Source organism: Microbacterium sp. CCH5-D1 (genome assembly GCF_001557335.1).
Classification (GTDB): Bacteria; Actinomycetota; Actinomycetes; order Actinomycetales; family Microbacteriaceae; genus Microbacterium; species Microbacterium oxydans.
Window position 1 is genome coordinate 121,929 of the sequence record NZ_LSJW01000243.1, and the last position, 21,878, is coordinate 143,806.

General features: G+C 66.9%; 25 protein-coding genes. 17 read left to right on the forward strand and 8 right to left on the reverse strand.

What is annotated here, in order from left to right; genetic code table 11:
* Nucleotides 1–32 precede the first annotated feature (32 nt).
* Nucleotides 33–1,598, forward strand: a complete 1,566-nt coding sequence (gene ffh, locus AX744_RS14670) for a signal recognition particle protein (RefSeq protein ID WP_058630601.1) — start codon at nucleotides 33–35, stop codon at nucleotides 1,596–1,598.
* A 6-nt stretch (nucleotides 1,599–1,604) separates the two neighbouring features.
* On the opposite strand, the gene AX744_RS14675 is transcribed toward ffh, so the two are convergent.
* Nucleotides 1,605–2,519 (reverse strand): EamA family transporter, encoded by a 915-nt coding sequence (locus tag AX744_RS14675; RefSeq protein ID WP_058630602.1) that lies wholly within the window; start codon nucleotides 2,517–2,519, stop codon nucleotides 1,605–1,607.
* A gap of 77 nt (nucleotides 2,520–2,596) precedes the next feature.
* On the opposite strand from AX744_RS14675, the gene AX744_RS14680 reads away from it, so the two are divergent.
* On the forward strand, nucleotides 2,597–3,520 hold the full coding sequence (locus AX744_RS14680) for a LysR family transcriptional regulator (RefSeq protein WP_061017654.1): 924 nt from the start codon (nucleotides 2,597–2,599) through the stop codon (nucleotides 3,518–3,520).
* A 30-nt stretch (nucleotides 3,521–3,550) separates the two neighbouring features.
* On the opposite strand, the gene glpK is transcribed toward AX744_RS14680, so the two are convergent.
* From glpK to AX744_RS14695, 3 genes are all read right to left on the reverse strand, one after another.
* Nucleotides 3,551–5,065 (reverse strand): glycerol kinase GlpK, encoded by a 1,515-nt coding sequence (gene glpK, locus AX744_RS14685; protein WP_058630604.1) that lies wholly within the window; start codon nucleotides 5,063–5,065, stop codon nucleotides 3,551–3,553.
* 26 nt (nucleotides 5,066–5,091) lie between these two features.
* Nucleotides 5,092–5,844 carry an MIP/aquaporin family protein gene (locus AX744_RS14690; RefSeq protein ID WP_028501983.1) on the reverse strand — a complete coding sequence of 251 codons (753 nt, stop codon included), beginning with the start codon at nucleotides 5,842–5,844 and terminating at the stop codon, nucleotides 5,092–5,094.
* Between the two features lie 92 nt (nucleotides 5,845–5,936).
* On the reverse strand, nucleotides 5,937–7,646 hold the full coding sequence (locus AX744_RS14695) for a glycerol-3-phosphate dehydrogenase/oxidase (RefSeq protein WP_061017655.1): 1,710 nt from the start codon (nucleotides 7,644–7,646) through the stop codon (nucleotides 5,937–5,939).
* Between the two features lie 102 nt (nucleotides 7,647–7,748).
* Between AX744_RS14695 and AX744_RS14700 the strand changes: the two genes are divergently transcribed.
* Complete coding sequence (locus AX744_RS14700; RefSeq protein WP_021200458.1) at nucleotides 7,749–8,720, forward strand: sugar-binding transcriptional regulator; 972 nt, start codon at nucleotides 7,749–7,751, stop codon at nucleotides 8,718–8,720.
* Nucleotides 8,721–8,752: 32 nt separating this feature from the next.
* Here AX744_RS14700 and AX744_RS14705 read toward each other — a convergent pair whose 3' ends face one another.
* A complete protein-coding gene (locus tag AX744_RS14705; protein ID WP_046747076.1) occupies nucleotides 8,753–9,904 on the reverse strand; it encodes a glutamate--cysteine ligase in 1,152 nt (383 codons plus the stop codon).
* A 210-nt stretch (nucleotides 9,905–10,114) separates the two neighbouring features.
* Here AX744_RS14705 and rpsP point away from each other — a divergent pair, with 210 nt between their 5' ends.
* Genes rpsP through trmD form a run of 4 tightly spaced genes read left to right on the forward strand, consistent with a single transcriptional unit; the run spans nucleotide 10,115 to nucleotide 12,122 of the window.
* The gene (gene rpsP / locus AX744_RS14710) at nucleotides 10,115–10,549 is read left to right on the forward strand and encodes a 30S ribosomal protein S16 (RefSeq protein WP_046747075.1); all 435 of its coding nucleotides are present in this window, start codon (nucleotides 10,115–10,117) and stop codon (nucleotides 10,547–10,549) included.
* Nucleotides 10,550–10,555: 6 nt separating this feature from the next.
* Nucleotides 10,556–10,786 carry an RNA-binding protein gene (locus tag AX744_RS14715; protein ID WP_017830729.1) on the forward strand — a complete coding sequence of 77 codons (231 nt, stop codon included), beginning with the start codon at nucleotides 10,556–10,558 and terminating at the stop codon, nucleotides 10,784–10,786.
* Nucleotides 10,779–11,387 (forward strand): ribosome maturation factor RimM, encoded by a 609-nt coding sequence (rimM, locus tag AX744_RS14720; protein WP_061017658.1) that lies wholly within the window; start codon nucleotides 10,779–10,781, stop codon nucleotides 11,385–11,387. Before AX744_RS14715 ends, rimM begins: the two co-directional genes overlap by 8 nt.
* An 18-nt stretch (nucleotides 11,388–11,405) precedes the next feature.
* Nucleotides 11,406–12,122 (forward strand): tRNA (guanosine(37)-N1)-methyltransferase TrmD, encoded by a 717-nt coding sequence (gene trmD, locus AX744_RS14725; protein WP_058630607.1) that lies wholly within the window; start codon nucleotides 11,406–11,408, stop codon nucleotides 12,120–12,122.
* Between the two features lie 28 nt (nucleotides 12,123–12,150).
* On the opposite strand, the gene AX744_RS14730 is transcribed toward trmD, so the two are convergent.
* Both AX744_RS14730 and map read right to left on the reverse strand, forming a co-directional pair.
* Nucleotides 12,151–12,744: a histidine phosphatase family protein gene (locus AX744_RS14730; protein ID WP_227750938.1), complete on the reverse strand. Its 594-nt coding sequence runs from the start codon at nucleotides 12,742–12,744 to the stop codon at nucleotides 12,151–12,153.
* A gap of 85 nt (nucleotides 12,745–12,829) precedes the next feature.
* Entirely contained in the window at nucleotides 12,830–13,612 is a 783-nt protein-coding gene (gene map / locus AX744_RS14735; protein WP_046747071.1) for a type I methionyl aminopeptidase, read from the reverse strand.
* Between the two features lie 109 nt (nucleotides 13,613–13,721).
* On the opposite strand from map, the gene AX744_RS14740 reads away from it, so the two are divergent.
* The 9 genes from AX744_RS14740 (at nucleotide 13,722) to AX744_RS14780 (ending at nucleotide 20,789) form a co-directional block, all read left to right on the forward strand.
* Nucleotides 13,722–14,210: a hypothetical protein gene (locus tag AX744_RS14740; RefSeq protein ID WP_061017662.1), complete on the forward strand. Its 489-nt coding sequence runs from the start codon at nucleotides 13,722–13,724 to the stop codon at nucleotides 14,208–14,210.
* A 168-nt stretch (nucleotides 14,211–14,378) separates the two neighbouring features.
* Nucleotides 14,379–14,726 (forward strand): 50S ribosomal protein L19, encoded by a 348-nt coding sequence (gene rplS, locus AX744_RS14745; protein ID WP_045265383.1) that lies wholly within the window; start codon nucleotides 14,379–14,381, stop codon nucleotides 14,724–14,726.
* A gap of 117 nt (nucleotides 14,727–14,843) precedes the next feature.
* Entirely contained in the window at nucleotides 14,844–15,569 is a 726-nt protein-coding gene (lepB, locus tag AX744_RS14750; RefSeq protein WP_058630610.1) for a signal peptidase I, read from the forward strand.
* Nucleotides 15,566–16,225 (forward strand): ribonuclease HII, encoded by a 660-nt coding sequence (locus tag AX744_RS14755; RefSeq protein ID WP_046747069.1) that lies wholly within the window; start codon nucleotides 15,566–15,568, stop codon nucleotides 16,223–16,225. The genes lepB and AX744_RS14755 overlap by 4 nt, the downstream gene beginning before the upstream one ends.
* Before the next feature lie 72 nt (nucleotides 16,226–16,297).
* Entirely contained in the window at nucleotides 16,298–16,624 is a 327-nt protein-coding gene (locus tag AX744_RS14760; protein ID WP_045265213.1) for a DUF2469 family protein, read from the forward strand.
* A 128-nt stretch (nucleotides 16,625–16,752) separates the two neighbouring features.
* Complete coding sequence (locus AX744_RS14765) at nucleotides 16,753–17,115, forward strand: YraN family protein (protein ID WP_046747068.1); 363 nt, start codon at nucleotides 16,753–16,755, stop codon at nucleotides 17,113–17,115.
* Nucleotides 17,112–18,641 carry a YifB family Mg chelatase-like AAA ATPase gene (locus AX744_RS14770; protein WP_061017664.1) on the forward strand — a complete coding sequence of 510 codons (1,530 nt, stop codon included), beginning with the start codon at nucleotides 17,112–17,114 and terminating at the stop codon, nucleotides 18,639–18,641. Before AX744_RS14765 ends, AX744_RS14770 begins: the two co-directional genes overlap by 4 nt.
* Complete coding sequence (gene dprA / locus AX744_RS14775; RefSeq protein ID WP_061017666.1) at nucleotides 18,638–19,831, forward strand: DNA-processing protein DprA; 1,194 nt, start codon at nucleotides 18,638–18,640, stop codon at nucleotides 19,829–19,831. The genes AX744_RS14770 and dprA overlap by 4 nt, the downstream gene beginning before the upstream one ends.
* Before the next feature lie 55 nt (nucleotides 19,832–19,886).
* Nucleotides 19,887–20,789 (forward strand): tyrosine recombinase XerC, encoded by a 903-nt coding sequence (locus tag AX744_RS14780; RefSeq protein ID WP_061017668.1) that lies wholly within the window; start codon nucleotides 19,887–19,889, stop codon nucleotides 20,787–20,789.
* 22 nt (nucleotides 20,790–20,811) lie between these two features.
* On the opposite strand, the gene AX744_RS14785 is transcribed toward AX744_RS14780, so the two are convergent.
* The gene (locus AX744_RS14785; protein ID WP_061017670.1) at nucleotides 20,812–21,348 is read right to left on the reverse strand and encodes a murein hydrolase activator EnvC family protein; all 537 of its coding nucleotides are present in this window, start codon (nucleotides 21,346–21,348) and stop codon (nucleotides 20,812–20,814) included.
* 320 nt (nucleotides 21,349–21,668) lie between these two features.
* Between AX744_RS14785 and rpsB the strand changes: the two genes are divergently transcribed.
* Nucleotides 21,669–21,878: 30S ribosomal protein S2 (gene rpsB, locus AX744_RS14790; RefSeq protein WP_082738538.1), on the forward strand; the 210-nt coding region annotated here is incomplete at its 3' end.

A 21,878-nucleotide genomic window follows, 5' to 3' on the forward strand; every position in this document is an offset into this window, starting at 1 on the left:
CGCCGCTTCACTCGCGTAGAATCGTACGCACCATGGCTACCTTTGGCACGCTCTCCGATCGGCTCACCGAAACCTTCCGCAATCTGCGCACGAAGGGAAAGCTCACCGCCGCCGATGTCGACGGCACCGTGCGCGAGATCCGTCGCGCTCTGCTCGACGCCGACGTCGCGCTCGTGGTGGTCAAGGACTTCACGGCGAAGGTGCGCGAGCGTGCCCTCGGCGACGAGGTCAACAAGGCGCTGAATCCGGCGCAGCAGGTGGTGCAGATCGTCAACGAGGAGCTCGTGCAGATCCTCGGCGGCGAACAGCGCCGCCTGCAGTTCGCGAAGACGGCACCGACCGTGATCATGCTCGCGGGACTCCAGGGCTCGGGTAAGACGACCTTCGCCGGCAAGCTGGCCAAGCAGCTCGAGGGCGAGGGGCACACGCCTCTGCTCGTGGCCGCAGACCTCCAGCGTCCGAATGCCGTCAACCAGCTGCAGGTGGTCGCGGAGCAGGCGGGCGCGACCGTGTTCGCTCCGGAGCCCGGCAACGGCGTCGGCGACCCGGTGAAGGTGTCGCGCGACGGTGTCGAGTATGCCCGTCGTCAGCAGCACGACGTCGTCATCATCGACACCGCCGGACGCCTCGGCGTCGATGCCGAGCTGATGAAGCAGGCTGCGGACATCCGCAAGGCCGTGAGCCCCGACGAAGTGCTGTTCGTCATTGACGCGATGATCGGTCAGGATGCGGTGAACACCGCCAAGGCCTTCCAGGAGGGCGTCGATTTCACCGGCGTCGTCCTGTCGAAGCTCGATGGTGACGCCCGTGGTGGCGCTGCGCTCTCGGTGGCCTCCGTGACCGGACGCCCGATCATCTTCGCCTCGACCGGTGAGCGTCTCGAGGACCTCGAACCGTTCCACCCCGACCGCATGGCGAGCCGCATCCTCGACCTCGGCGACATCCTGACCCTCATCGAGCAGGCCCAGCAGGCCTTCGATGAGGAAGAGGCCATGAAGATGGCCGAGAAGCTCGCAACCGAGGCCTTCACCCTCGAGGACTTCCTCGAGCAGCTTCAGCAGATGAAGAAGATGGGCTCCATGAAGAAGATGCTCGGGATGCTCCCGGGCATGGGGCAGATGAAGCAGCAGCTCGACGACTTCGACGAGCGCGAGATCGACCGCACCGAGGCGATCATCCGCTCGATGACTCCGGGCGAGCGACGCAACCCGAAGGTTCTCAACGGCTCGCGTCGGCTGCGTATCGCCCGCGGCTCCGGCATGACCGTCACGGATGTGAACCAGCTCGTGCAGCGCTTCGAGCAGGCCGCGAAGATGATGAAGACCGTCGCTCGTGGGGGTACCCCCAACATCCCCGGCATGGGACCCGTGCCTGGTATGGGACGACCCGGCGCGTCGTCCAAGCGAGGGAAGAAGAGCAAGTCCTCCTCCGGCAAGTCCCGCTCGGGAAACCCTGCGAAGCGTGCAGCGGAGAACGCGGGCATCGCATCCTCCACGACCACGCCCACCGGATCGGGGTTCGGGATCGGCGGCGGTGCTGCCCAGGCTCCGAGCGAGGCCGACCTCGCCGAGATCCAGAAGCTCTTCGGCAAGAACTGAGTGCACTCAGCGCGGCGCCGAGAGCGCTTCGCCGAGTGTCTCCTCGGCACGTCGGTCTGAGCTCGGCTTCGGACGCGTGACGAACTGCCCCAGGACGAGCGCGCCGAGCGTGAGCACGAATCCGATCGCCTGAGGCGCGGTGAAACGCTCACCGGCGACCACCAACCCCAGAAGTGTCGCGACGATGGGGGACAGGAGTGCAAGGAGCCCCGGCGCGACGACCGGCAGCTGCTGGACGCCTCGGAACCAGAGCGTGTACGCGATGATTCCCCCGGCGGTGGCGAGCCACAGGTAGCCGAGAGCGGCATTGCCGTCGATCTCCCGAGGCACGCCCTCGACCATCAGAGTGACCGGTAGCAGCAGCATGCCGCCCGCGCTGAGCTGCCAGCCCGCGTAGGACACGGGCCCCACCCCGACGGGGCGACCCCAGCGTTTGGTGAGGATCATGCCCACACCCGTCGCTGTGACACCGCCGAGCGCAGCGAGAACGCCCCAGAGATCGAGTTCGGCGGCCGGGCCGAGCACGACCAGAGCGACGCCTCCCGCGCCCACGAGAGCCGCTGCGGCCGTGATCGGCCGGATGCGCTCGTGTAGGACGAGCGCTCCGAGAGCCAGGACGATGAGTGGCTGCGCTCCGGCGACGGCGGCGGCGACGCCGCCGGGAAGCCGCTCCGCGGCCAGGAACAGCAGAGGGAAGAAAGCGCCGATGTTGAGCGCGCCGAGGGCGAAGGACTTCCACCACCACGACCCTGACGGAAACCGCCGACTGATGGCGACCGCGAGAAGACCCGCAGGGAGTGAGCGGAGCAGACCCGCGAACAGCGGGTGCCCGGCCGGAAGCAGTTCGGTGGTCACGAGGTAGGTGGTGCCCCAGGCGATGGGAGCAAGAGCAGTGGTCAGCACGAGCGTCATGCGGTTCATGCCTTCAGCCTGCGACCATGGAACCGATGAGTCCAACGCATAATTGCACCATCACGCATGAAGAGAGATCATGAATCGTGGAACTCCAACAATTGCGGTACGTCGTGGAAGTCGCCGACACCCTGAGCTTCACCCGCGCCGCCGAGCGATGCTTCGTGACGCAGTCCGCGCTGAGCCATCAGGTCGCCTCACTCGAACGCGAACTCGGCCGGCGCTTGTTCGTTCGCTCCAGTCGCCAGGTGCGCCTGAGCGAGGCGGGCGAGGCATTCCTCGGTCATGCGCGCGCTGCCCTCCGAGCTGCTGAAAGAGCCAGAGAGGATGCGGCCGCGGTAGACGGTGTCGTCGAGGGGACGCTTCGGGTCGGTGTCATCCCTACGGTGACCGCCGTCGACGTGCCGGCCGTGCTCGTCGCCTACCGTGCGGCGTACCCGGACGTGCGGGTGGAACTGCAGGTCGGGAACAGTGATGTCCTGATGCGCAGGCTCCGGCACGATGAGCTCGATGTCGCCCTGCTGGGCCTGCGCGAAGGCGTTGAACCTCTGGGAGTGGCGTACCGTGTTCTCTCTCGTGAGCGGCTCGTCGCCGTCTACCCTCGAGGGCACGAGCTCGCGCACAGGAGCGACATCGCACTGGAGGACCTCGCGGGGATGACGTTCGCGGACTTCCCCGTCGCGACTTCGGGACGAGCCCAGAGTGACGCGGCATTCCACGCGGCCGATCTCACGCGCGATGTGGCTTTCGAAGCCGACTCCGCGACCCTCATCCTCGGCTTGGTGGAGGCGGGATTGGCGGTGACCTTGCTGGCGCCGGGAACCGTCCAGCGCTCCGCGTTCGACGTGTCCATCTCGACAGTGCGCGGTGGCCCGGTGCGGGTCGAGTACCTCGCCTGGGATACGGCGGCACCGAGGAACGTCGCTCGCGCGTTCGTCGGTGTCGTGGAAGCCGTCACGTCGAGCTGGGAGAGCTCGGACAGCGCATGGAGAAGCGGGTCCGGAGCATGAGCTCCGAACCCGCTTCGCCTTCGTGTCAGATCACTTCACGTCGTCGTCGACCCAGTCCATCGACTTCGTGACGGCCTTGCGCCACAGCCGCAGCTGACGGTCGCGCTCTGCTTCGTCCATCGACGGCTCCCAGCGCTTGTCCTCCTGCCAGTTGGCGGAGAGGTCGTCGAGCCCGTTCCAGAACCCGACTGCGAGGCCTGCCGCATAAGCGGCACCGAGGGCCGTGGTCTCCGCGACGACCGGACGCACCACCGGCACGCCGAGGACATCCGCCTGGAACTGCATGAGCGCGTCATTCGCGACCATGCCGCCGTCGACCTTGAGCTCGGTGAGGTCCACACCGGCGTCCGCATTCACGGCGTCGAGCACGTCGCGCGTCTGGAAGGCGACGGCCTCGAGCGCTGCGCGAGCGATGTGGTTCTTGTTCGCGTAACGGGTGAGCCCGACGATCGCGCCTCGGGCGTCAGGACGCCAGTACGGTGCGAACAGACCGGAGAAGGCGGGCACGATGTACACGCCGCCGTTGTCCTCGACCTTGTCGGCCAGCTCTTCCACCTCAGGGGCAGAGGAGATGATGCCGAGCTGGTCGCGCAGCCACTGGATCAGGGATCCGGTGACGGCGATGGAGCCCTCCAGCGCATAGTGCGTCGGCTGGTCGCCGAGCTTGTAGCCGACGGTCGTGAGCAGCCCGTTCTTCGAGTGGACGATCTCCTCGCCCGTGTTGAAGATGAGGAAGCAGCCCGTGCCGTAGGTGTTCTTGCTCTCGCCCTTCTGGAAGGCGGCCTGCCCGAACGTCGCGGCCTGCTGGTCGCCCAGGATGCCGGCGATCGGGGTCTCACGCAGCAGCGAGGAGTCCTCGGCCGCCCCATAGACCTCGGAGGACGAGCGGATCTCCGGCATCATCGATCGCGGCACACCGAAGGCCTCGAGGATGTCGTCGCGCCACTCGAGCGTCTCGAGATCCATGAACATCGTGCGCGATGCGTTCGTCACGTCCGTCACGTGCACACCGCCGTCGACGCCGCCGGTCAGGTTCCAGAGGACCCAGCTGTCGGTCGTTCCGAAGATCAGGTCGCCGGCCTCCGCCTTCTCGCGAGCGCCGTCGACGTTCTCGAGGATCCAGGCGATCTTGGTTCCCGAGAAGTAGGTCGCCAGGGGGAGCCCGACGACGGGCTTGAACCGCTCCACGCCGCCGTCCGCCGCGAGACGATCGACGATCGCCTGCGTGCGGGTGTCCTGCCACACGATCGCGTTGTAGGCGGGCTTGCCGGTGGTCTTGTCCCAGACCACTGCGGTCTCGCGCTGGTTGGTGATGCCGACGGCCGCGATGTCGTGGCGCGTCAGGTCGGCGCGGCTCAGGGCGAGCCCGATGACCTCCTGGACGTTGCGCCAGATCTCCGAGGCGTCGTGCTCGACCCAGCCGGCCTTCGGCAGGATCTGCTCGTGCTCCTTCTGGCCCGTCGCGATGATGCTGCCCTTCTTGTCGAAGATGATCGCGCGGCTCGAAGTCGTTCCCTGGTCGATGGCGAGGATGTAGTCAGCCATGTTGTTCTCCTTTGAATTCAGGTCGTTCAGGCGAGGTGCAGCAGGACGGGCGCTGCGGCAGCGGCGATCGCGCCACCGATCAGCGGACCGACCACCGGGACCCAGGAGTAGGACCAGTCGCTGGAACCCTTGCCCTTGATCGGGAGGATCGCGTGCGCGATACGCGGACCGAGGTCGCGGGCAGGGTTGATCGCGTAACCGGTCGGGCCACCGAGCGAGGCACCGATAGCGACGACGAGCAGAGCGACGGGGAGGGCCGTGAGCGGTCCGAGGCCTCCGGGGGTTCCCACCTCGATGTCGCCGTAGTCCGCGAACGCGAGGATCACGAAGACCAGCACGAAGGTGCCGATGATCTCGGTGACCAGGTTCCATCCGTAGGAGCGGATCGCGGGGCCGGTCGAGAAGACGCCCAGCTTGTTGGCGGCCTCCGGCTCCTCGTCGAAGTGCTGCTTGTAGGCGAGCCACACGACGATCGCACCGATGATCGCACCGACGAGCTCCGCCGCGGTGGCGACGAGGAACATCGGGAAGTCGATCGTGCCGGAGATCAGCAGTCCGATGCCGACGGCCGGGTTGAGGATGGCACCGGAGTACGCGGAGACGAGCACACCGGCGAAGACCGCCAGACCCCATCCCCAGTTGACCATCAGGAAGCCGCCGCCGAAGCCTTTGTTCTTCGCGAGCGCGACGTTGGCGACGACACCACATCCGAGCAGGACCAGCATCGCTGTTCCTACCAGTTCGGAGAGGAAGTAGAGACCGAGATTCACATCAGCCATGTCTTCTTTGACCTTTCTTGTGTGTCGGGGCCCCTCTGCCCCGACACTTTATGGGAGTTGCACCGCGAGGAGGGCGGCAGTCCGAGACCCCGTCAGCCGCGGGCGCGGGACGGGATATCGAGTCCGTGACGTTCGTTCAACAGTTCGCGGGTCTGCTCGACCTCGGCATCGTGGCGCGCTCGGTCCCAGCCGAGCATCGGCGCGAGGGCATCGGCGATCTCGTCAAGAACCTCGGCGGTCGCCCCGCCGGTGAACGCGATGCTGGTGCGACGCAGGATGACATCCTCCAGGCGGGTCACCAGCTCGTTCTGCACCATCCACTCGAGTTCACGCGTGGAGAGGTCACCGCCGGCGAGTGGCGCGTCCGCACCCTGCTCGACGAACTCCCAGACCTGTGCCGCGCGGGTACCGTATCGGGCCAGCAGCTGATCGGCACGTGCGCCGGCGCCGGGAAGGTTCTCCTGGAACCAGATGCGCTTGGCCTTCTCGGTGCGGGGGAACTCGCGCCCACCGCCGATCGCGCGCCCTGCCGTCGAGACCGTCCTGGTGCGATCGATCAGGCCGAGCACCGTGTCGGAGAGGGACTCGCCGAGTGCGCGGAACGTGGTCCACTTGCCGCCGACGAGGCTCACAAGCGGCACGGCGCCCTTCTGGTCGACCTCGACGCGGTAGTCGCGGGAGACGAACCCGGGGGCCGTGTCCTCGTGACGAGGCAGGGGACGGATTCCCGAGAACTTGTAGACGATCTGCTCGCGCGACACCGGAATGGTGGGGAACACGTGGTGGATGAGATCGAAGAAGTAGTCGACCTCCTCCTCGGTGCACACGGCCACTTCGCGTGGATCGGCATCGATGTCGGTGGTGCCGACGAGAACGCGTCCCTTGAGGGGGTAGATGAGGACGATGCGACCGTCGGAGTGCTCGAAGAAGATCTCGCGTCCGCGGGTCGCCTCGAGCAGTTCGGGGTGGTCGAGCACGATGTGCGAGCCCTTGGTTCCTCCCATGAACCTCGTCTCGGTGCCGAGGGCATCGTTCGTGAGGTCGGTCCAGGGACCCGATGCGTTCACGACGACATCGGCCTGCACGGAGAACTCCGTGCCGCTCTCACGGTCGCGGAGCACGACCTTGTCGCCGTCACGAGAGACGGCTTCGACGTAGTTCAGCGCGTGCGCGCTCGGGTGGGCGGATCGTCCGTCCTGGAGCACGTCCAGAGCCAGGCGCTCGGGGTCGTGCATCGAGGCGTCGTAGTAGGTCGCGGTGTACTTGATCTTGGGGTCGAGAGAAGGCAGCTCGGCGAGCGACTTCTTGCGGCCGAGGAAACGGTGCCGAGGAACGGTGCCACCATCGCGCGAGAAGGTGTCGTAGATCGTCAGCCCGATCTTGATGAGGAAGGCTCCGCGCTCCTGCGGCTTGCCGCTCTTGTGCGTGAGGAAGCGCAACGGCGCGGAGAGGATGCCCGAGAAGGTCGAGTAGATCGGGATGGTCGTCTCGAGCGGCTTCACGTAGTGAGGGGCGATCTTCAGAAGACCGTTGCGCTCCTCCACGGATTCGCGGACGAGTCGGAACTCGCCGTTCTCGAGGTAGCGGATGCCGCCGTGGATCATGTGGCTCGACGCGGAGGAGGCGCCGGAGGCGAAGTCCCCTCGTTCGACGAGCACGACGTCGACTCCCTGCAGCGCCAGGTCGCGGAACGTGGAGATTCCGTTGATCCCGCCGCCGATGACGAGGACGCTCGTGCGCCCGGATTCGCGGACAGCGCGAATCTCCGCGCGCTCCGCCGACGAGTGTGTCGAATCGATCATCGTCGACCCTCTCTTCCTTGCTTGCCACCAGCATCGACCTGTGTGACATCCCGCGCAAGCCCACTGCACATATGTGCAAGGATCGAAGCTGAGGAGGACGTCATGGCCGGTGCAAGCGCGGAATCTCGCGACAGCAAGCTGATCGCGGCGCTCACAGCGGCGCAGCTCTACTACATGCAGGACAAGACCATGGAGGTCATCGCGAAGGAACTCGGCACGTCGAGATCATCGGTCTCACGTCTGCTGAGCTTCGCGCGGGAGAGCGGACTGGTCGACATCAGGATCAACTCGCCGCTCGAGCGTCTCGGGATGCTCGAACACCGGATCCGGGATCGGCATCGAGTGGCCGCGCACGTCGTGCCGATGCCGGAGATCCTCAGCGAGGTCGAGCGCCTCGAGCGCGTGGCTCTGACGGCAGGGCGTCTGCTGTCGCAATTCGTCGATTCGAACATGGTCATCGGCGTCGCGTGGGGGTCGACGATCAGCGCTGTGAGTCGTGGACTCACCCAGAAGGAGACCCACAACACGACCTTCGTGCAGCTCAACGGCGCAGGCAACACCCAGACCACGGGCGTCGAGTACTCCAGCGACATCCTGCAGCGATTCGGCAGTGCGTTCGGCGCGCAGGTCCAGCAGTTCCCGGTGCCCGCGTTCTTCGACGATCCTGCGACGCGCGAGGCGATGTGGCGTGAACGCAGCACGCGACGTGTGCTCGATCTGCAGGCGAAGATGGATGTCGCCGTGTTCAGCCTCGGTTCGCCCGCTGCCGAGGTGCCGAGCCGTGTCTATGTGGGCGGGTACCTCGGACGTGACGACTATCGCAGCCTCCGCGAGGACCATGCGATCGGCGATGTCGCCACCGTCTTCTTCCGCTCCGACGGGTCGTGGCGGGACATCCGGGTGAACGCGCGCGCCACGGGCCCCGGCCTGGATCGACTCCGTCGGGTTCCACGCCGCGTGTGCGTCGTATCCGGCATCCCGAAGCTGGTGAGCCTCCGCGCCGCCCTGGCGGCCGGACTCATCACCGATGTGGTCCTGGACGAGGGACTCGCGAGGCGCCTCGTCGAGGACTGAACTGCGGCGTCCGCCGTCAGGCGTGCCGGGAGCTACGGCTCTTCGGTCGACGACTCGGGTCCGGAACGGAACTCCCTGATCAGATGATGCACGACCGCTGCGAGGTCGCCGTCCGCGGCGTCGGCGACGGCGAGCTGACGCGCGTAGCTGGCACCGCCGTCCAGGATCGTGGCGATTCCGCCGAACTCCCGGCCGCATCCGAGTTCGACAGCGGTCGGTGCCAGTGATTCGAGAGCTTCGGACAGATGCTCGCGAACGGGGCGCTGTGTGCCTGTCGCATCCACGATCACACGGGCGTCGAGCCCGTAGCGTGCCGCCCTCCACTTGTTCTCGCGGTGGAACCAGGCGGGAAGCTCGGGGAGGGTCCGCCCTTCGTCGAGCTGACGTGAGAAGTCCTCGACCAGGACCTGCACGAGCGCGGCGACCGAGGCGAGCTCGGGCAACGTCGACAGCCCGTCGCAGGCGCGCACCTCGATGGTCCCCCAGCGCGGAGCGGGACGGATGTCCCAACGCACCTCCGTGGCATCGGCCATCACCCCGGTGCGCACCATGTCGTCGAGATACGATTCGTATTGCGCCCAGTCGTGCAGGGGCCAGGGGAGCCCGGCGGTGGGAAGCTGCTGGAACACGAGCGCGCGGTTCGATGCGTAGCCGGTCCGCTCTCCCGCCCAGTAGGGACTCGACGCGGCGAGCGACTGTAGATGAGGGAGGTACCCCGCGAGGGCGTTGATGATGGGGAAGACCTTGCGCTGATCCTCGACGCCGATGTGCACGTGGATGCCCCAGATCATCATGTTGCGCCCCCACCACTGCGTGCGCTCGATCAGCGTGTGGTAGCGCGACTTGTCGGTCACCTGCTGGTCGTACCACTGTGCGAACGGGTGACTTCCCGCCGACAGCAGCTCGATGCCAGCGGGATCCGTAGCCGCGCGGACCGCCGCGATGGCGTTCCCGATGTCGTCGACCGCGTGCGCAACGGAGTCGCCGATGCCGCTCGTCACCTCGATCGTGTTGGTGAGCAGCTCGCCCGTGACGGTGTGTCGCTCGTCCGCACTCTCGGCTTCGAGCGCGGCGAGCAGTTCGGGTGCGCGCCCGACGAGGTCACCGCTCACCGGATCGGCGAGCATGATCTCCCATTCGAGACCGACGGTGGACCGGGCCGAAGAGGCGAACTCGAGTTTCACCCGCACAGTCTGGCACGCAGCAGGCGCGACACGGCAACGGGGGTTTCGCCACGTTTCGCGCCCGGCCCTCGGATCTGGCAGAATAGAGGGTCGGACGACCTGCTCGACCCTCTATCCAGCAGGAGTCCACACTCATTAGAGCTTCCGCCGGGTGTGCACCCCACTCTCCAGGCGACCGGTTCGTTTCCTTCCACACAATTCAGGAGAATCGTGGCTGTCAAGATTCGTCTCAAGCGCCTGGGCAAGATCCGCGCGCCGTACTACCGCATCGTCGTCGCCGACTCGAAGACCAAGCGCGATGGTCGCGTGATCGAGGAGATCGGCAAGTACCACCCCACCGAGGAGCCCTCGTTCATCGAGGTCGACTCCGAGCGTGCGCAGTACTGGCTCTCCGTCGGCGCACAGCCGACCGAGCAGGTCGCTGCCATCCTCAAGATCACGGGTGACTGGGGCAAGTTCAAGGGCGACAAGGACGCGAAGTCCACGCTCAAGGTCGCCGAGCCGAAGGCCCCCTTCGAGATCGACGCGTCCAAGAAGTCCGTCGTCAAGCCCAAGGCCGAGAAGAAGGCGGAGGCTCCTGCTGAGGAGGCTCCCGCCGCGGCCGACGCGGAGGCCGCTGAGGCTCCCGCAGCAGACGCAGAGTAATCCGCCGTGCTCGCCGCCGCGCTCGAACACATCGTCAAGGGGATCGTCGATCACCCGGAAGATGTCCGCATCAACGAATCCACATCGCCGCGAGGCGACCTCCTCGAGGTGCGTGTGCACCCCGATGATCGTGGACGCGTGATCGGGCGCGGCGGCCGCACCGCGAAGGCCCTTCGCACCCTCGTCAGCGCACTCGCTGACGGGCGGCGGGTCCGCGTCGATGTCGCGGATGACTGACGTGGTGGCGAAGGACCGCAACCAGGGCAAGAACCAGCTGCGAGTCGGGCGTCTCGTCAAGGCGCATGGGCTCAAAGGCGGACTCAAGCTCGAGCTGTACACAGACAACCCCGAGGGGCGCTTCGTCCCCGGAGCCGGTTTCACGTTGCAGGTGCCCGAGGCATCTCCGTGGCACGGCAAGGAGATCACGGTGCGCGAGTACCGGGTGATGAACGGCAACCCCGTCGTGTTCTTCCAGGATGTCGAGGACCGCGACGCGGCTGACAGCCTCGTCCGTGCCATCCTCTGGATCGATCAGGATGTCGACGAGGCCGAAGACGATGCGTGGTTCGATCACCAGCTCGTCGGCCTCGAGGTGGTCCGCGATGACACCGTGATCGGTCGGGTCGTTCGGGTGGAGCATTTCCCCGCACAGGACCTCCTCATCGTCAAGGCAGGCGAGGACGAGGTGATGGTGCCCTTCGTCTCCGCCATCGTCCCCACCGTCGATGTGCAGGCCGGTCGCGTGATCGTCACCCCGCCGCCCGGCCTCTTCGAGGAGCTCCCGGAGTCCACTGACGCCGAGCCGCAGGCAGGCGCGGACGCCGACGCGTCCGAGTGATCGCTGATACGGGTCCCCGTGCGCATCGACGTCCTCTCGATCTTTCCGTCCTACTTCGACGGTCTGACGCTCTCGCTGCTCGGAAAGGCTCAGGCGACCGGGATCATCGATCTCCGCATCCGAGACCTTCGCGACTGGACCTCGGACCGTCATCGCACCGTTGACGACACCCCCTACGGCGGCGGAGCGGGCATGGTGATGAAGCCGGAGCCCTGGGGACTCGCCCTCGATGACATCAGCGAAGCAGCTGCCGCAACGGTCGCTGAACGTCCCACCATCATCTTCCCGTCGCCCGCCGGAGAGGTGTTCACCCAGAAGACCGCGCGTGATCTGGCGACTCGCGAACATCTCATCTTCGGCTGCGGCCGCTACGAGGGCATCGACGAGCGCGTGTTCGAGTACGCCGCCGAGCGGGGCGATGTCCGGCTGATCAGTCTCGGCGACTACGTCCTCAACGGGGGAGAGGTCGCCACGATGGCGATGATCGAGGCCATCGGCCGGCTGATCCCTGGTGTCGTCGGCAATCCCGAGAGCCTCGTCGAGGAATCCCACGAGGACGGTCTGCTCGAGTATCCGTCGTACACCAAGCCCGCATCGTGGCGGGGACGATCGGTGCCCGACGTGTTGCTGAGCGGAAACCATGCGGCGATCGCCGCGTGGCGCCACGAGCAGCAGATCGAGCGAACACGGTCGCGCCGTCCCGATCTCCTCGACGACACGTCGCCGTCTTCCTGACCGAGGCCTCGAACCGGGAACGTGTCTCTCAGAGCATGCGCTCGGAGGCGCCGTCGATCTCGAACACGACCCCGTGTGGGTGCCTCAGCCCGAGTGCGGTCGAGGCATCCAACCCTCGCAGTTCCGCACGCAGCATGCGCCCGATCATCTCGTGACTGATGAGAAGGGGGATGCCTTGTGACACCCATCCGCAGCTGCTGAGCGCCTTGCGTGCGCGCGCTCTGGCCTGCGCGTAGCTCTCCCCGCCGGGAAAGGCCCACCCGTAGCGGTTGGCCGCCCGCTCTTCCCTTGCGGTCGGATACTCCGCGTCGATCTCCTCCCACGTCAGGCCGCTGAGCTCGCCATGGTCGAGCTCAGCGAGCTCGGGCACCTCGACCACGTCGGCACCGAGGCGCTCTGCGACGATCGTCGACGTGTGTACCGCCCTGCCGAGCGGACTGGAGCACACCGTGCGCACGTCGACGTCCGTCAACCGATCCGCGATCGCATGCGCTTGTTCGACTCCCTCGGGAGTGAGGGGCGAATCGAGCCGTCCCTGCAGGCGATGCTCTCTGTTCCACTGGGTCTGCCCGTGACGCGCGAGGAGCACTCGCTCCGGCACATGACGATCCTGCGGAATCATGGACTCAGGATGGCACACCGGAGCGCCGACCGCGCCTGCGTGCTACGTCTGCACGACCCGATACGACGATCAGTACCGTGGCAGGTCAGTCGACGCCGAGGAACGACCGGTCGGTCAGGATGATCGGGCCCTGCTCGGTGATCGCGATCGTGTGCTCGGAGTGCGCGCCGCGGGACCCGTCTGCGCTGCGCAGCGTCCACCCGTCGGGGTCTGTGACGAGTTCGTCGGTCGTGGCGAGAAGCCAGGGCTCCAAGGCGAGGACGAGGCCGGCGCGCAGGGGGAAGCCACGACCGGGGCGGCCGTCGTTGGGGACGTGGGGATCGCCGTGCATCGTCCGGCCGACGCCGTGGCCGCCGAAGTCGGTGTTGATCGAGTAACCCTCACCGTGTGCGATCGTGGCGACCGCTGCGGAGATGTCGCCGATGCGGTTCCCGACGGATGCGGCGTCGATCGCCGCGGTCAGGGCGCGCTCGGTCGTGTCGATGAGTCGGAGATCTTCGTCGCTGGCTGTTCCGACGACGAACGAGACGGCGGAATCGGCGACCCAGCCGTCGACTGCGACAGCGAAGTCGAGGGTGACGAGGTCGCCATCGCGGAGCACGTAGTCATGGGGGAGGCCGTGCAGCACGGCGTCGTTGACGGAGGTGCAGATGACCTTCCCGAACGGACTCGCTCCGAACGAGGGGTGATAGTCGATGTAGCACGACTCGGCGCCGGCGCGACGGATCATGTCGTGTGCGCGACGATCGATCGAGAGCAGGTTGGTTCCGACCTTGGTCTCGTCACGCAACGTCGCCAGGGTTTCGGCGACGAACCGCCCTGCGGCGCGCATCTCTTCGATCTCGGCGGGGGTGCGCAGTTCGATCATCGGTTGTCCTCTCGTCCCTCCCATTCTCCCTGATCGTGAGGCCGAGGAAGGCCGAGCGCTCTCAGCGAACACAGGAGCGCGCGTCGGATCGTCGTCGTACGATCTCAGCATGTGGTTGCGACAGGCCTACTTCCGATGGCTTCTCCCGGCGGCCTTCCTGCTGCCCCTGTGGCTGCTGATCGGGTGGGGTATCTTCCAGGGCGGCTGGTCGATCCTGTGGGTGCTGCTCGTCGCCATGCCCTCCGTGTTCCTCGGGCAGCTTCTCCTCACCCTTCTGACGCGGTCCCGTCCGTCCGTCCGCATCGAGCGAGCGGTCTCGTGGTGGGACGTCGCCGGGTTCACGATCTGGAACGGCCTCACGATCGCGGTCGGGTTCTTCATCGACGGCGCATTCCCGTGGTTGCTCACGGGGGCTATCGTCGCGGGGATCGCGCTGATCTGGCTGCAGTTGTGGCAGCTGTGGAACGAAGCGAGGGGAAGTGGGGCGCGGTTGCGCGAGACCATCTCCTGGTCCACGATCCCCACCGTCGATGAGCCGACCGTGCCGACGCGTGCGCACGAGGTCATCGTGGTGCGGGAGACGGACACCCGGGACTGACATCGCGTTTTGGCCCGTCACCGCATTCGTGGCAGAATGAATGTTTGTGCTGTGACCGGCTCTGCCACAGGGGAGCCCGCGGACGCGTCAGCTCCGTACAGTTCAACCCTTTTCTTGTTCCTTTGAATACATGCATGCGACCTGTGGCGGGTGCAGAGAGAGACGATCATGCAGATCCTCGACGCCGTCGACGCGGCTTCCCTCCGTTCGGACATCCCGGACTTCTTCCCCGGTGACACCGTCAAGGTGCACGTCAACATCACCGAGGGCAACCGCTCTCGTATCCAGGTCTTCCAGGGCGTCGTCATCGGTCGCCAGGGTGACAGCGTGCGCGAGACGTTCACCGTGCGCAAGATCAGCTTCCAGGTCGGCGTCGAGCGTACCTTCCCGGTGCACTCCCCGGTGATCGACCACATCGAGGTCGTCACCCGCGGTGACGTGCGTCGCGCGAAGCTCTACTACCTCCGCCAGCTGCGTGGCAAGAAGGCGAAGATCAAGGAGAAGCGCGACCGCTGAGTCGACGCATCTCCGAAGCACCCCGGGACACGATGTCCCGGGGTGCTTCGTTCTCCCTCCGGTGTGCGACCCTAGATATCGTCGCCGCGCGCCGGCGCATGATCGTGAAGGAACCAGATGACTGAATCCCCATCCGCGCCCACGTCCAGACGACGCCGCGGGTTCCTGGTCTTCCTTCGAGACGTGCTGGTGATCGTGGTGATCGCCGCGTTGGTCTCCTTCGTCGTGAAGACCTTCGTGGTCCGTTCGTTCTACATCCCCTCCGCGTCGATGGAGCGCACCCTTCTGGTCAACGACCGCATCCTCGTCGACGAGCTCACTCCGCGCTGGACCGACTACGAGCGCGGAGACGTAGTCGTCTTCAAGGACCCGGGAGGCTGGCTGGACGGACAGCCGCAGACGCCCGCGCAGCCGCCTCTGGTCGAGGCCGTCGACTGGGTACTGAACTTCGTGGGCATCTCCGCCACCGACTCTCAGGATCATCTCGTCAAACGGGTGATCGGGCTTCCTGGCGACCACGTGGTCTGCTGCAATGCGCTCGGACAGATCACGATCAACGGTGCGCCCATCGACGAGCTCAGCTACCTGAATCTCCCTCAGGGCGACACTGCCGCGTCGAACGAGCCGTTCGATGTCGTGGTCCCGGAGGATTCCGTGTGGCTGCTGGGCGACAACAGAGACCGCTCGCGCGACGCCCGCGCGCACCAGGACCTGCCCAGCGGAGGCTTCGTCCCGATGGAGAACATCGTGGGCAAGGCGTTCCTCACGACCTGGCCGTTGAACCGGCTGGGACCGATCGACGGCCACCACGAGATCTTCAACGGCGTTCCGGATCCGGAATGACCGTCATCGCGCCGAAGCTCACCCTGGAACGTCGGCTCCTCGGTGAATGCGAACTGATCATCTCCCTGGACGAGGTCGGTCGTGGTGCGCTCGCGGGGCCGGTCGCGGTGGGTGCTGCCGTGATGGATGCGACCGGTGCCCGCCGTCGTGTGCCCGAAGGATTGCGTGATTCGAAGCTCGTGACGGAGAAGCGCAGGCCGGAGGTGGCCGCCCGTGCCGCCGCGTGGGTGCAGGCGTCAGCGGTCGGTTGGGCGAGTGCGGCGGAGGTCGACGAGGTCGGCATCATGAGGGCGCTCGGACTCGCCGCGTCCCGCGCGGTCTCGGCCGTCGCAGCGCAGGGTGCCGTGCTCGACGGAGCCCTTATCCTGCTCGACGGGAACCACGACTACGTGTCGAAGGTTCACCCGACTCCGCTGAACGTGCGTCCCGTGGTCAAGGCGGACCGTGATTGTGCTTCGGTATCGGCGGCCTCCGTCATCGCGAAGGTCGCGCGGGACGGCTACATGGCGGAGCTTCATGAGACGCATCCCGCGTATCAGTGGAACCGCAACAAGGGCTATGCCAGCATTGAGCACCGCGATGCGATCCGGACGATCGGGCTGTCGCCGCACCACAGGGCGTCGTGGGCCATAGCTGACGCTCCCACGCTGTTCTGACAGAGGCACCGAGGACGCGCCCCGGCAGCCGATGACGCTCCCCGGTGCCCGCGACTCTAGGATGGACACATCATGGATGAGGAAGCCTTCGACGACTACGACCGCGAACTCGAGCTGGCACTGTTCCGGGAGTATCGGGATGTGGTGTCGCAGTTCCAGTACGTCGTGGAGACCGAGCGCCGGTTCTACCTGGCCAATGACGTGAACGTCGTCCGCCGGGACACCGAGCACGACTTCTATTTCGAGATCTCGATGACGGACGTCTGGGTGTGGGACATCTACCGTGCCGATCGCTTCGTGAAGGCTGTGCGCGTGCTCACGTTCAAGGACGTCAACGTCGAGGAGCTGCAGCGCAGGGAGTTCGAACTCCCGCAGGAGCTCTCGCTCGACGGCGAGTGACGAAGACTCTCGCGCCGATGCGACCGGACTCACTCCACACTGCGCTGAAGAGCTGACTTCTCCCCAGACGCCGTGAATCTGCAGCCGTGCCCCGCCCCCGGGAAGCGTGGCCACGTGATGCTGGGCAGATGGCAGCGAAGGATGAACTCGGAAGAGCGGGAGAAGACCGCGCCGCGCAACATCTGAGGAGCAGCGGGTACACCGTGCTCGCGAGGAACTGGCGGTGCGCACAGGGTGAGATCGACATCGTCGCCGTATGCGGCGATCATCTCGCCGTGGTGGAGGTCAAGACACGGCGGACGGACGCATTCGGGCACCCGTTCGAGGCGATCGACGCGCGCAAGCGCCGGCGGCTCTGGCAACTGGCGCAGGCGTGGATCGCAGAGCATCCGGGAGTCGCGCGAGGGCGAGACGTGCGCCTCGAGGCGATCGGCATCATCGGAGCCGATCCGACCACCGGTGTGCTCGAGCATCTCGTGGACATCGCGTGAGCACCGCGCGCACCTGGGCCGTCGCACTGACCGGCGTGGACGGACACCTCGTCGAGGTCGAGGCCGACATGTCGAGCCAGACGCCCGAGTTCCGGATCATCGGTCTTCCTGACAAGTCATTGGGCGAAGCCGTCCAGCGCGTGCACAATGCCTGCAAGAACGCCGGTTTGGATCTGCCACGTCGACGGCTCACCGTCAATCTCTCGCCCGCAAGCCTTCCGAAGCATGGCGCCGGGTTCGACCTGGGCGTGGCCGTGGCGTGTCTGGCGGCGGGCGGAGCCGTCGAGTCGCGTTCCATCGCCCGGACGGTCCATATCGGTGAACTCGGTCTCGACGGCAGGATCCGACCGGTGCCCGGTGTCCTCCCCGCGGTCTTCGCGGCGGCACGAGCGGGATTCGAGACGGCGATCGTGCCATACGGGAACGAGGCAGAGGCGAGGCTGGTGCCCGGTATCGACGTACGCGCAGCCGGGTCTCTGGCGGAGGTCGCCGTCTGGCACGGCGCCGACGTGGAGGTGCCTGATGTCGAATTCGTGGAGGTCGCATCCGACACGCGGAGCTCGCGCGAGGCCCTCGATCTCGCCGACGTGATCGGGCAGGAGGAGGCCGTCGAAGCTCTCGTCGTCGCCGCTGCCGGTGGGCACCATTTGCTCTTGAGCGGTCCTCCCGGCGCCGGAAAGACGATGCTCGCTCGGCGTCTCCCCGGCATCATGCCCGCACTCGATGAAGAGGAGGCACTCGAGGTCGCATCCGTTCGCTCGCTCAGCGGAGAAGCGGTGTCCGCGCTGGATTCTCTCCCTCCGCTGGAGGCCCCGCACCACAGCGCGTCGGTCGCGGCACTGGTCGGTGGCGGGTCCCGTGCCGCGAGACCGGGAGCGATAGCGCGTGCGCACCGCGGCGTGTTGTTCCTCGATGAAGCGGCCGAGTTCTCACGCATCGCGCTGGATGCGCTGCGCCAGCCGTTGGAGTCGGGGGTGATCGCTGTGCATCGGGCCGGATTCACCGCGACCTTACCCGCGAAATTCCAGCTCGTGCTCGCGATGAATCCCTGTCCCTGCGGAAATCATGGGGTGCGCGGTGCGGAATGCGTGTGCCCGCCGATGGCGATCAGACGCTACGCCACCCGTCTGTCCGGACCGCTCCGCGATCGCATCGACATCGATCTCCAGGTGACGAGGGTCGCCGCATCGCTGGCGATGGGTGACGCGAGTGCGGAGCTGACAACCGAGCGGGCGCGGGACCGTGTCGCGGACGCGCGGGCGAGAGCAGCGTCGCGTTGGCGGAGTACCCGATGGCGTCGTAATGCGGATGTGCCGGGCACCTGGCTGCGGCAGGGAGCGCTCCGGCTGCCCGCTTCGACGCGATCGCCGCTCGATCGGGCCCTGGAGCGTGGAGCGCTGACACTTCGCGGCTACGACCGCGTTCTCCGGGTCGCATGGACGATGGCGGACCTGGCTGCGCTGGACAGGCCGGGAACCGATGAGATCGGCCGCGCGCTGCACCTTCGACGGGGGTTGCCGCGATGATCGACGAGCTCCTGGGCGACGCCGAAGCTGTGGCCCTCACGGAACAGATCCACCCGGGTGGGAGTATGGACGAGTGCATGGCACGCGCCGCATGGACCGTGATCGCGGAGCCGGGCGATGCCGTCGCCGGCGCTCTGATCGCGGAGCTCGGTGCTGCGGAAGCACTCGCCGTGGCCGTGGGGCACTCGTCATCGCTGCTGTCTCCCGGGAGCGCGAACGCGGCGGCATCCCGCATGCTCGCCGACGGGCGTGCACGTTGGACCCCGCGGGCAGCACCACGAGCCGTGCTGGCAGCGCTCCACGGAGCCGCTGCCGCTGGTGTCCGGCTGCTGATTCCCGGCGACGCGGCGTGGCCCGCCGCCCTCGACGATCTCGGACCGCATGTCCCCGCCGCACTGTGGGTGCGGGGTCGTGTGGAGCTGCTCGACCATCAGCCTCGCGTGTCCATCGTCGGTGCGCGCGCCTCCTCGGGGTACGGCGAGCACGTGGCCTCAGAGATCGCGGGAGATCTGGCAGCCACAGGCGTGGTGATCGTTTCGGGCGGTGCGTACGGGATCGACGGAGCTGCCCATAGAGCTGCTCTCGGAGTGGAGGGCGCGACGGTGGCCTTCCTCGCCGGCGGGGTCGACCGTGCTTATCCGGCGGGGCACCAGGCGCTCCTGAGGCGGATCGCCGAAGAGGGGGCACTGGTGAGCGAGCCACCCTGCGGCACGGCGCCCACGAAGTGGAGGTTCCTGGCGAGGAATCGTCTGATCGCCGCACTGGGACACGCGACGGTCGTCGTGGAAGCGGGCTGGAGGAGTGGATCGCTGAACACCGCCGGTCACGCTGCGACGCTCGGGCGTCCACTCGGTGCCGTCCCCGGAGCGGTGACCTCCGCGTCCTCAGCGGGATGCCATCGGTTGCTGCGCGAGTACGACGCGCAGTGTGTCACATCGGCGCAGGAGGTGCGCGAGCTGTTCGGCGCGATAGGTCATCGACCCGACACGAGCCCGGGGGAGCGGGATCCTCACCACGCTCGCATCCTGGAGGTCATGACCGTTCGGGCACGCCTCTCCATCGACGAGGTCGCCCGCCGGTCGGGGCTCTCCCCTGATCGCGTCCGATCAGTGCTCGGACTGCTGCACCTGGAAGGAGATGTCGCACTCGACAGCGCGGGGTGGCACCGGGCTGCGCCGCCCAGACGATAGCCGATCCGACGGCGAGGCTGCCGGTCAGGAAGCTCGATCGCGGCAAGCTGGGGTCATGGAGATCGCGGCGGCCGCAGACGCATTCGCCGACCACCTGCTGCGGGTGCGTCGGCTGTCGTCGGCGACGGTGAAGGCCTATCGCTCCGACCTTCGCGACCTCGCCGCTTCTGCAGGGGAAGTCGCCGTCGAGGACGTCGACCTGGAAGTCCTCCGGGACTGGCTCTGGAACGCCACGCAGCGTGGAGACGCGCGGTCCACTCTCGCGCGCCGCGCCGCGACCGCACGGTCCTTCTTCGGCTGGGTAACTGAACAGGGGATCGCCGCGCATGACCCGAGCCTGAGATTGGTCGCGCCGAAGAAGGGGAGGACGTTGCCGACGGTCGCCTCGCGCGATGCGATGTCCGAGCTCCTCGACGCGCATCGCGCCACAGCGTCGGAGGGTGACCCGCTCGCGCTGCGAGACCATGCCATCCTCGAGCTGCTCTACGGGTCCGGTATCCGCGTCTCCGAGCTCTGCGGTCTGGACGTCGACGATCTCGACCTCGAGCGCGGCACAGCCCGAGTGGTCGGCAAGGGAGACAAGGAACGCGTCGTCCCCTACGGGGCGCCGGCACGAGATGCGCTCTCCGCGTACCTGCGACGAGGAAGGCCGGTCCTCATCGCCAGGTCACGGACCTTCACCCCCGCCGTGATGCTCGGAAGCAGAGGAGGGCGAGTGGGCCCGCGAACGGTGTACGAACTCGTCGCGCGTGTCCTGGCACCGATCGTCGGCGCGGAGACGATCGGTCCGCACGCGCTCCGTCATACCGCCGCCACCCACCTCCTCGACGGCGGAGCGGACCTGCGGGCGGTGCAGGAGATACTCGGGCATGCCAGCCTCGGCACCACGCAGATCTACACGCACGTCTCGACCGAGCGCCTGACGGCCACCTACCGGCTCGCCCATCCCCGCGCCTGACTCCGACGACTCGGAAGCTCGATCACGGGGCTTCGCAGCAGGGGAGGAGCACTGCGCGCGGAACATCGCCGAAGAGCAGCATCGGGTTGATGTAGTCCCCGTCGAGACGTATGCCGAGATGGATCGCGCCGGGCGGTGTGTGCCCGCCAGCATCGACCACTCCGATCTTCTGACCCTCTGCGACGAGATCGCCGACCAGGAGATCGGATCGCAACGGTTCGAATGTCGACACCAGCCCGCCGGCGTGCTCGATGGTGATGAGCTGCCGATCCACGACCGTCCCGCGGAAAGCGACGACTCCGTCAGCAGGAGCCGAGACCGTCGTCCCCGTCGCGGCGCTGAGATCGACGCCACGATGCCCGGCGCCGTATCGATGAGCCGGAGCGCGGTAGGGCGCGACGACCGAGCGCGGTCCGGTGACCGGCCAGCTCCAGGCGGGTACGTCAGGCTCGTCGGACCACGCTGCCGCGCCGGGGGAGAGCATCACTGCGAAGGCGACCATCGAGACGACGAGAAGAGTCGCGGTGAGCAGGGCTCGTGTTCTGGATCTCAAGCGCATGAAGGCATCCTGATGGCTCGACGCTGCCGCGGTGCACCATGCGCAGTGCGGCGTACACATCCGGGGAGTAAGACGTGACACCACGCCACGGTGCAGGGGAAGCCACGGTGCAGGGGAGCCGGCCGTCTGATCCTGTATGCTGGAGGAGCACCTCGAGATCGAGGTGACTACGCGTGCCCAGAGCGACTCGTTTCGCGGCATCCACTCCCACAGGTCCTGTCCTCCGACAGGCGGGTGTGAGCCGGGCACCAGGGAGTCCGATCATCCGGTCGGCTTGCAACCTCAACGGCGCAGAATCGCGCCAGAACCAGGAGACGACCATGGCTGTGGTCACCATCCGCCAGCTGCTCGACAGCGGCGTGCACTTCGGACACCAGACCCGTCGGTGGAACCCGAAGGTCAAGCGCTTCATCCTCACCGAGCGCAGCGGCATCCACATCATCGACCTCCAGCAGTCGCTCGGCTACATCGACAAGGCGTACGACTTCGTCAAGGAGACGGTCGCCCACGGCGGCACCATCCTCTTCGTC

What these genes read in the sequence shown, in the direction of transcription:
- AX744_RS14760 (WP_045265213.1), top strand. Translation starts at nt 16,298, where the DNA reads ATGGATGAGGAAGCCTTCGACGACTACGACCGCGAACTCGAGCTGGCA.
- AX744_RS14785 (WP_061017670.1), bottom strand. Translation starts at nt 21,348, where the DNA reads ATGCGCTTGAGATCCAGAACACGAGCCCTGCTCACCGCGACTCTTCTC.
- AX744_RS14755 (WP_046747069.1), top strand. Translation starts at nt 15,566, where the DNA reads ATGACCGTCATCGCGCCGAAGCTCACCCTGGAACGTCGGCTCCTCGGT.
- dprA (WP_061017666.1), top strand. Translation starts at nt 18,638, where the DNA reads ATGATCGACGAGCTCCTGGGCGACGCCGAAGCTGTGGCCCTCACGGAA.
- rplS (WP_045265383.1), top strand. Translation starts at nt 14,379, where the DNA reads ATGCAGATCCTCGACGCCGTCGACGCGGCTTCCCTCCGTTCGGACATC.
- map (WP_046747071.1), bottom strand. Translation starts at nt 13,612, where the DNA reads ATGATCGAACTGCGCACCCCCGCCGAGATCGAAGAGATGCGCGCCGCA.
- AX744_RS14780 (WP_061017668.1), top strand. Translation starts at nt 19,887, where the DNA reads ATGGAGATCGCGGCGGCCGCAGACGCATTCGCCGACCACCTGCTGCGG.
- AX744_RS14740 (WP_061017662.1), top strand. Translation starts at nt 13,722, where the DNA reads ATGTGGTTGCGACAGGCCTACTTCCGATGGCTTCTCCCGGCGGCCTTC.
- rimM (WP_061017658.1), top strand. Translation starts at nt 10,779, where the DNA reads ATGACTGACGTGGTGGCGAAGGACCGCAACCAGGGCAAGAACCAGCTG.
- glpK (WP_058630604.1), bottom strand. Translation starts at nt 5,065, where the DNA reads ATGGCTGACTACATCCTCGCCATCGACCAGGGAACGACTTCGAGCCGC.
- AX744_RS14730 (WP_227750938.1), bottom strand. Translation starts at nt 12,744, where the DNA reads ATGATTCCGCAGGATCGTCATGTGCCGGAGCGAGTGCTCCTCGCGCGT.
- AX744_RS14765 (WP_046747068.1), top strand. Translation starts at nt 16,753, where the DNA reads ATGGCAGCGAAGGATGAACTCGGAAGAGCGGGAGAAGACCGCGCCGCG.
- lepB (WP_058630610.1), top strand. Translation starts at nt 14,844, where the DNA reads ATGACTGAATCCCCATCCGCGCCCACGTCCAGACGACGCCGCGGGTTC.
- ffh (WP_058630601.1), top strand. Translation starts at nt 33, where the DNA reads ATGGCTACCTTTGGCACGCTCTCCGATCGGCTCACCGAAACCTTCCGC.
- AX744_RS14690 (WP_028501983.1), bottom strand. Translation starts at nt 5,844, where the DNA reads ATGGCTGATGTGAATCTCGGTCTCTACTTCCTCTCCGAACTGGTAGGA.
- AX744_RS14675 (WP_058630602.1), bottom strand. Translation starts at nt 2,519, where the DNA reads ATGAACCGCATGACGCTCGTGCTGACCACTGCTCTTGCTCCCATCGCC.
- AX744_RS14695 (WP_061017655.1), bottom strand. Translation starts at nt 7,646, where the DNA reads ATGATCGATTCGACACACTCGTCGGCGGAGCGCGCGGAGATTCGCGCT.
- AX744_RS14700 (WP_021200458.1), top strand. Translation starts at nt 7,749, where the DNA reads ATGGCCGGTGCAAGCGCGGAATCTCGCGACAGCAAGCTGATCGCGGCG.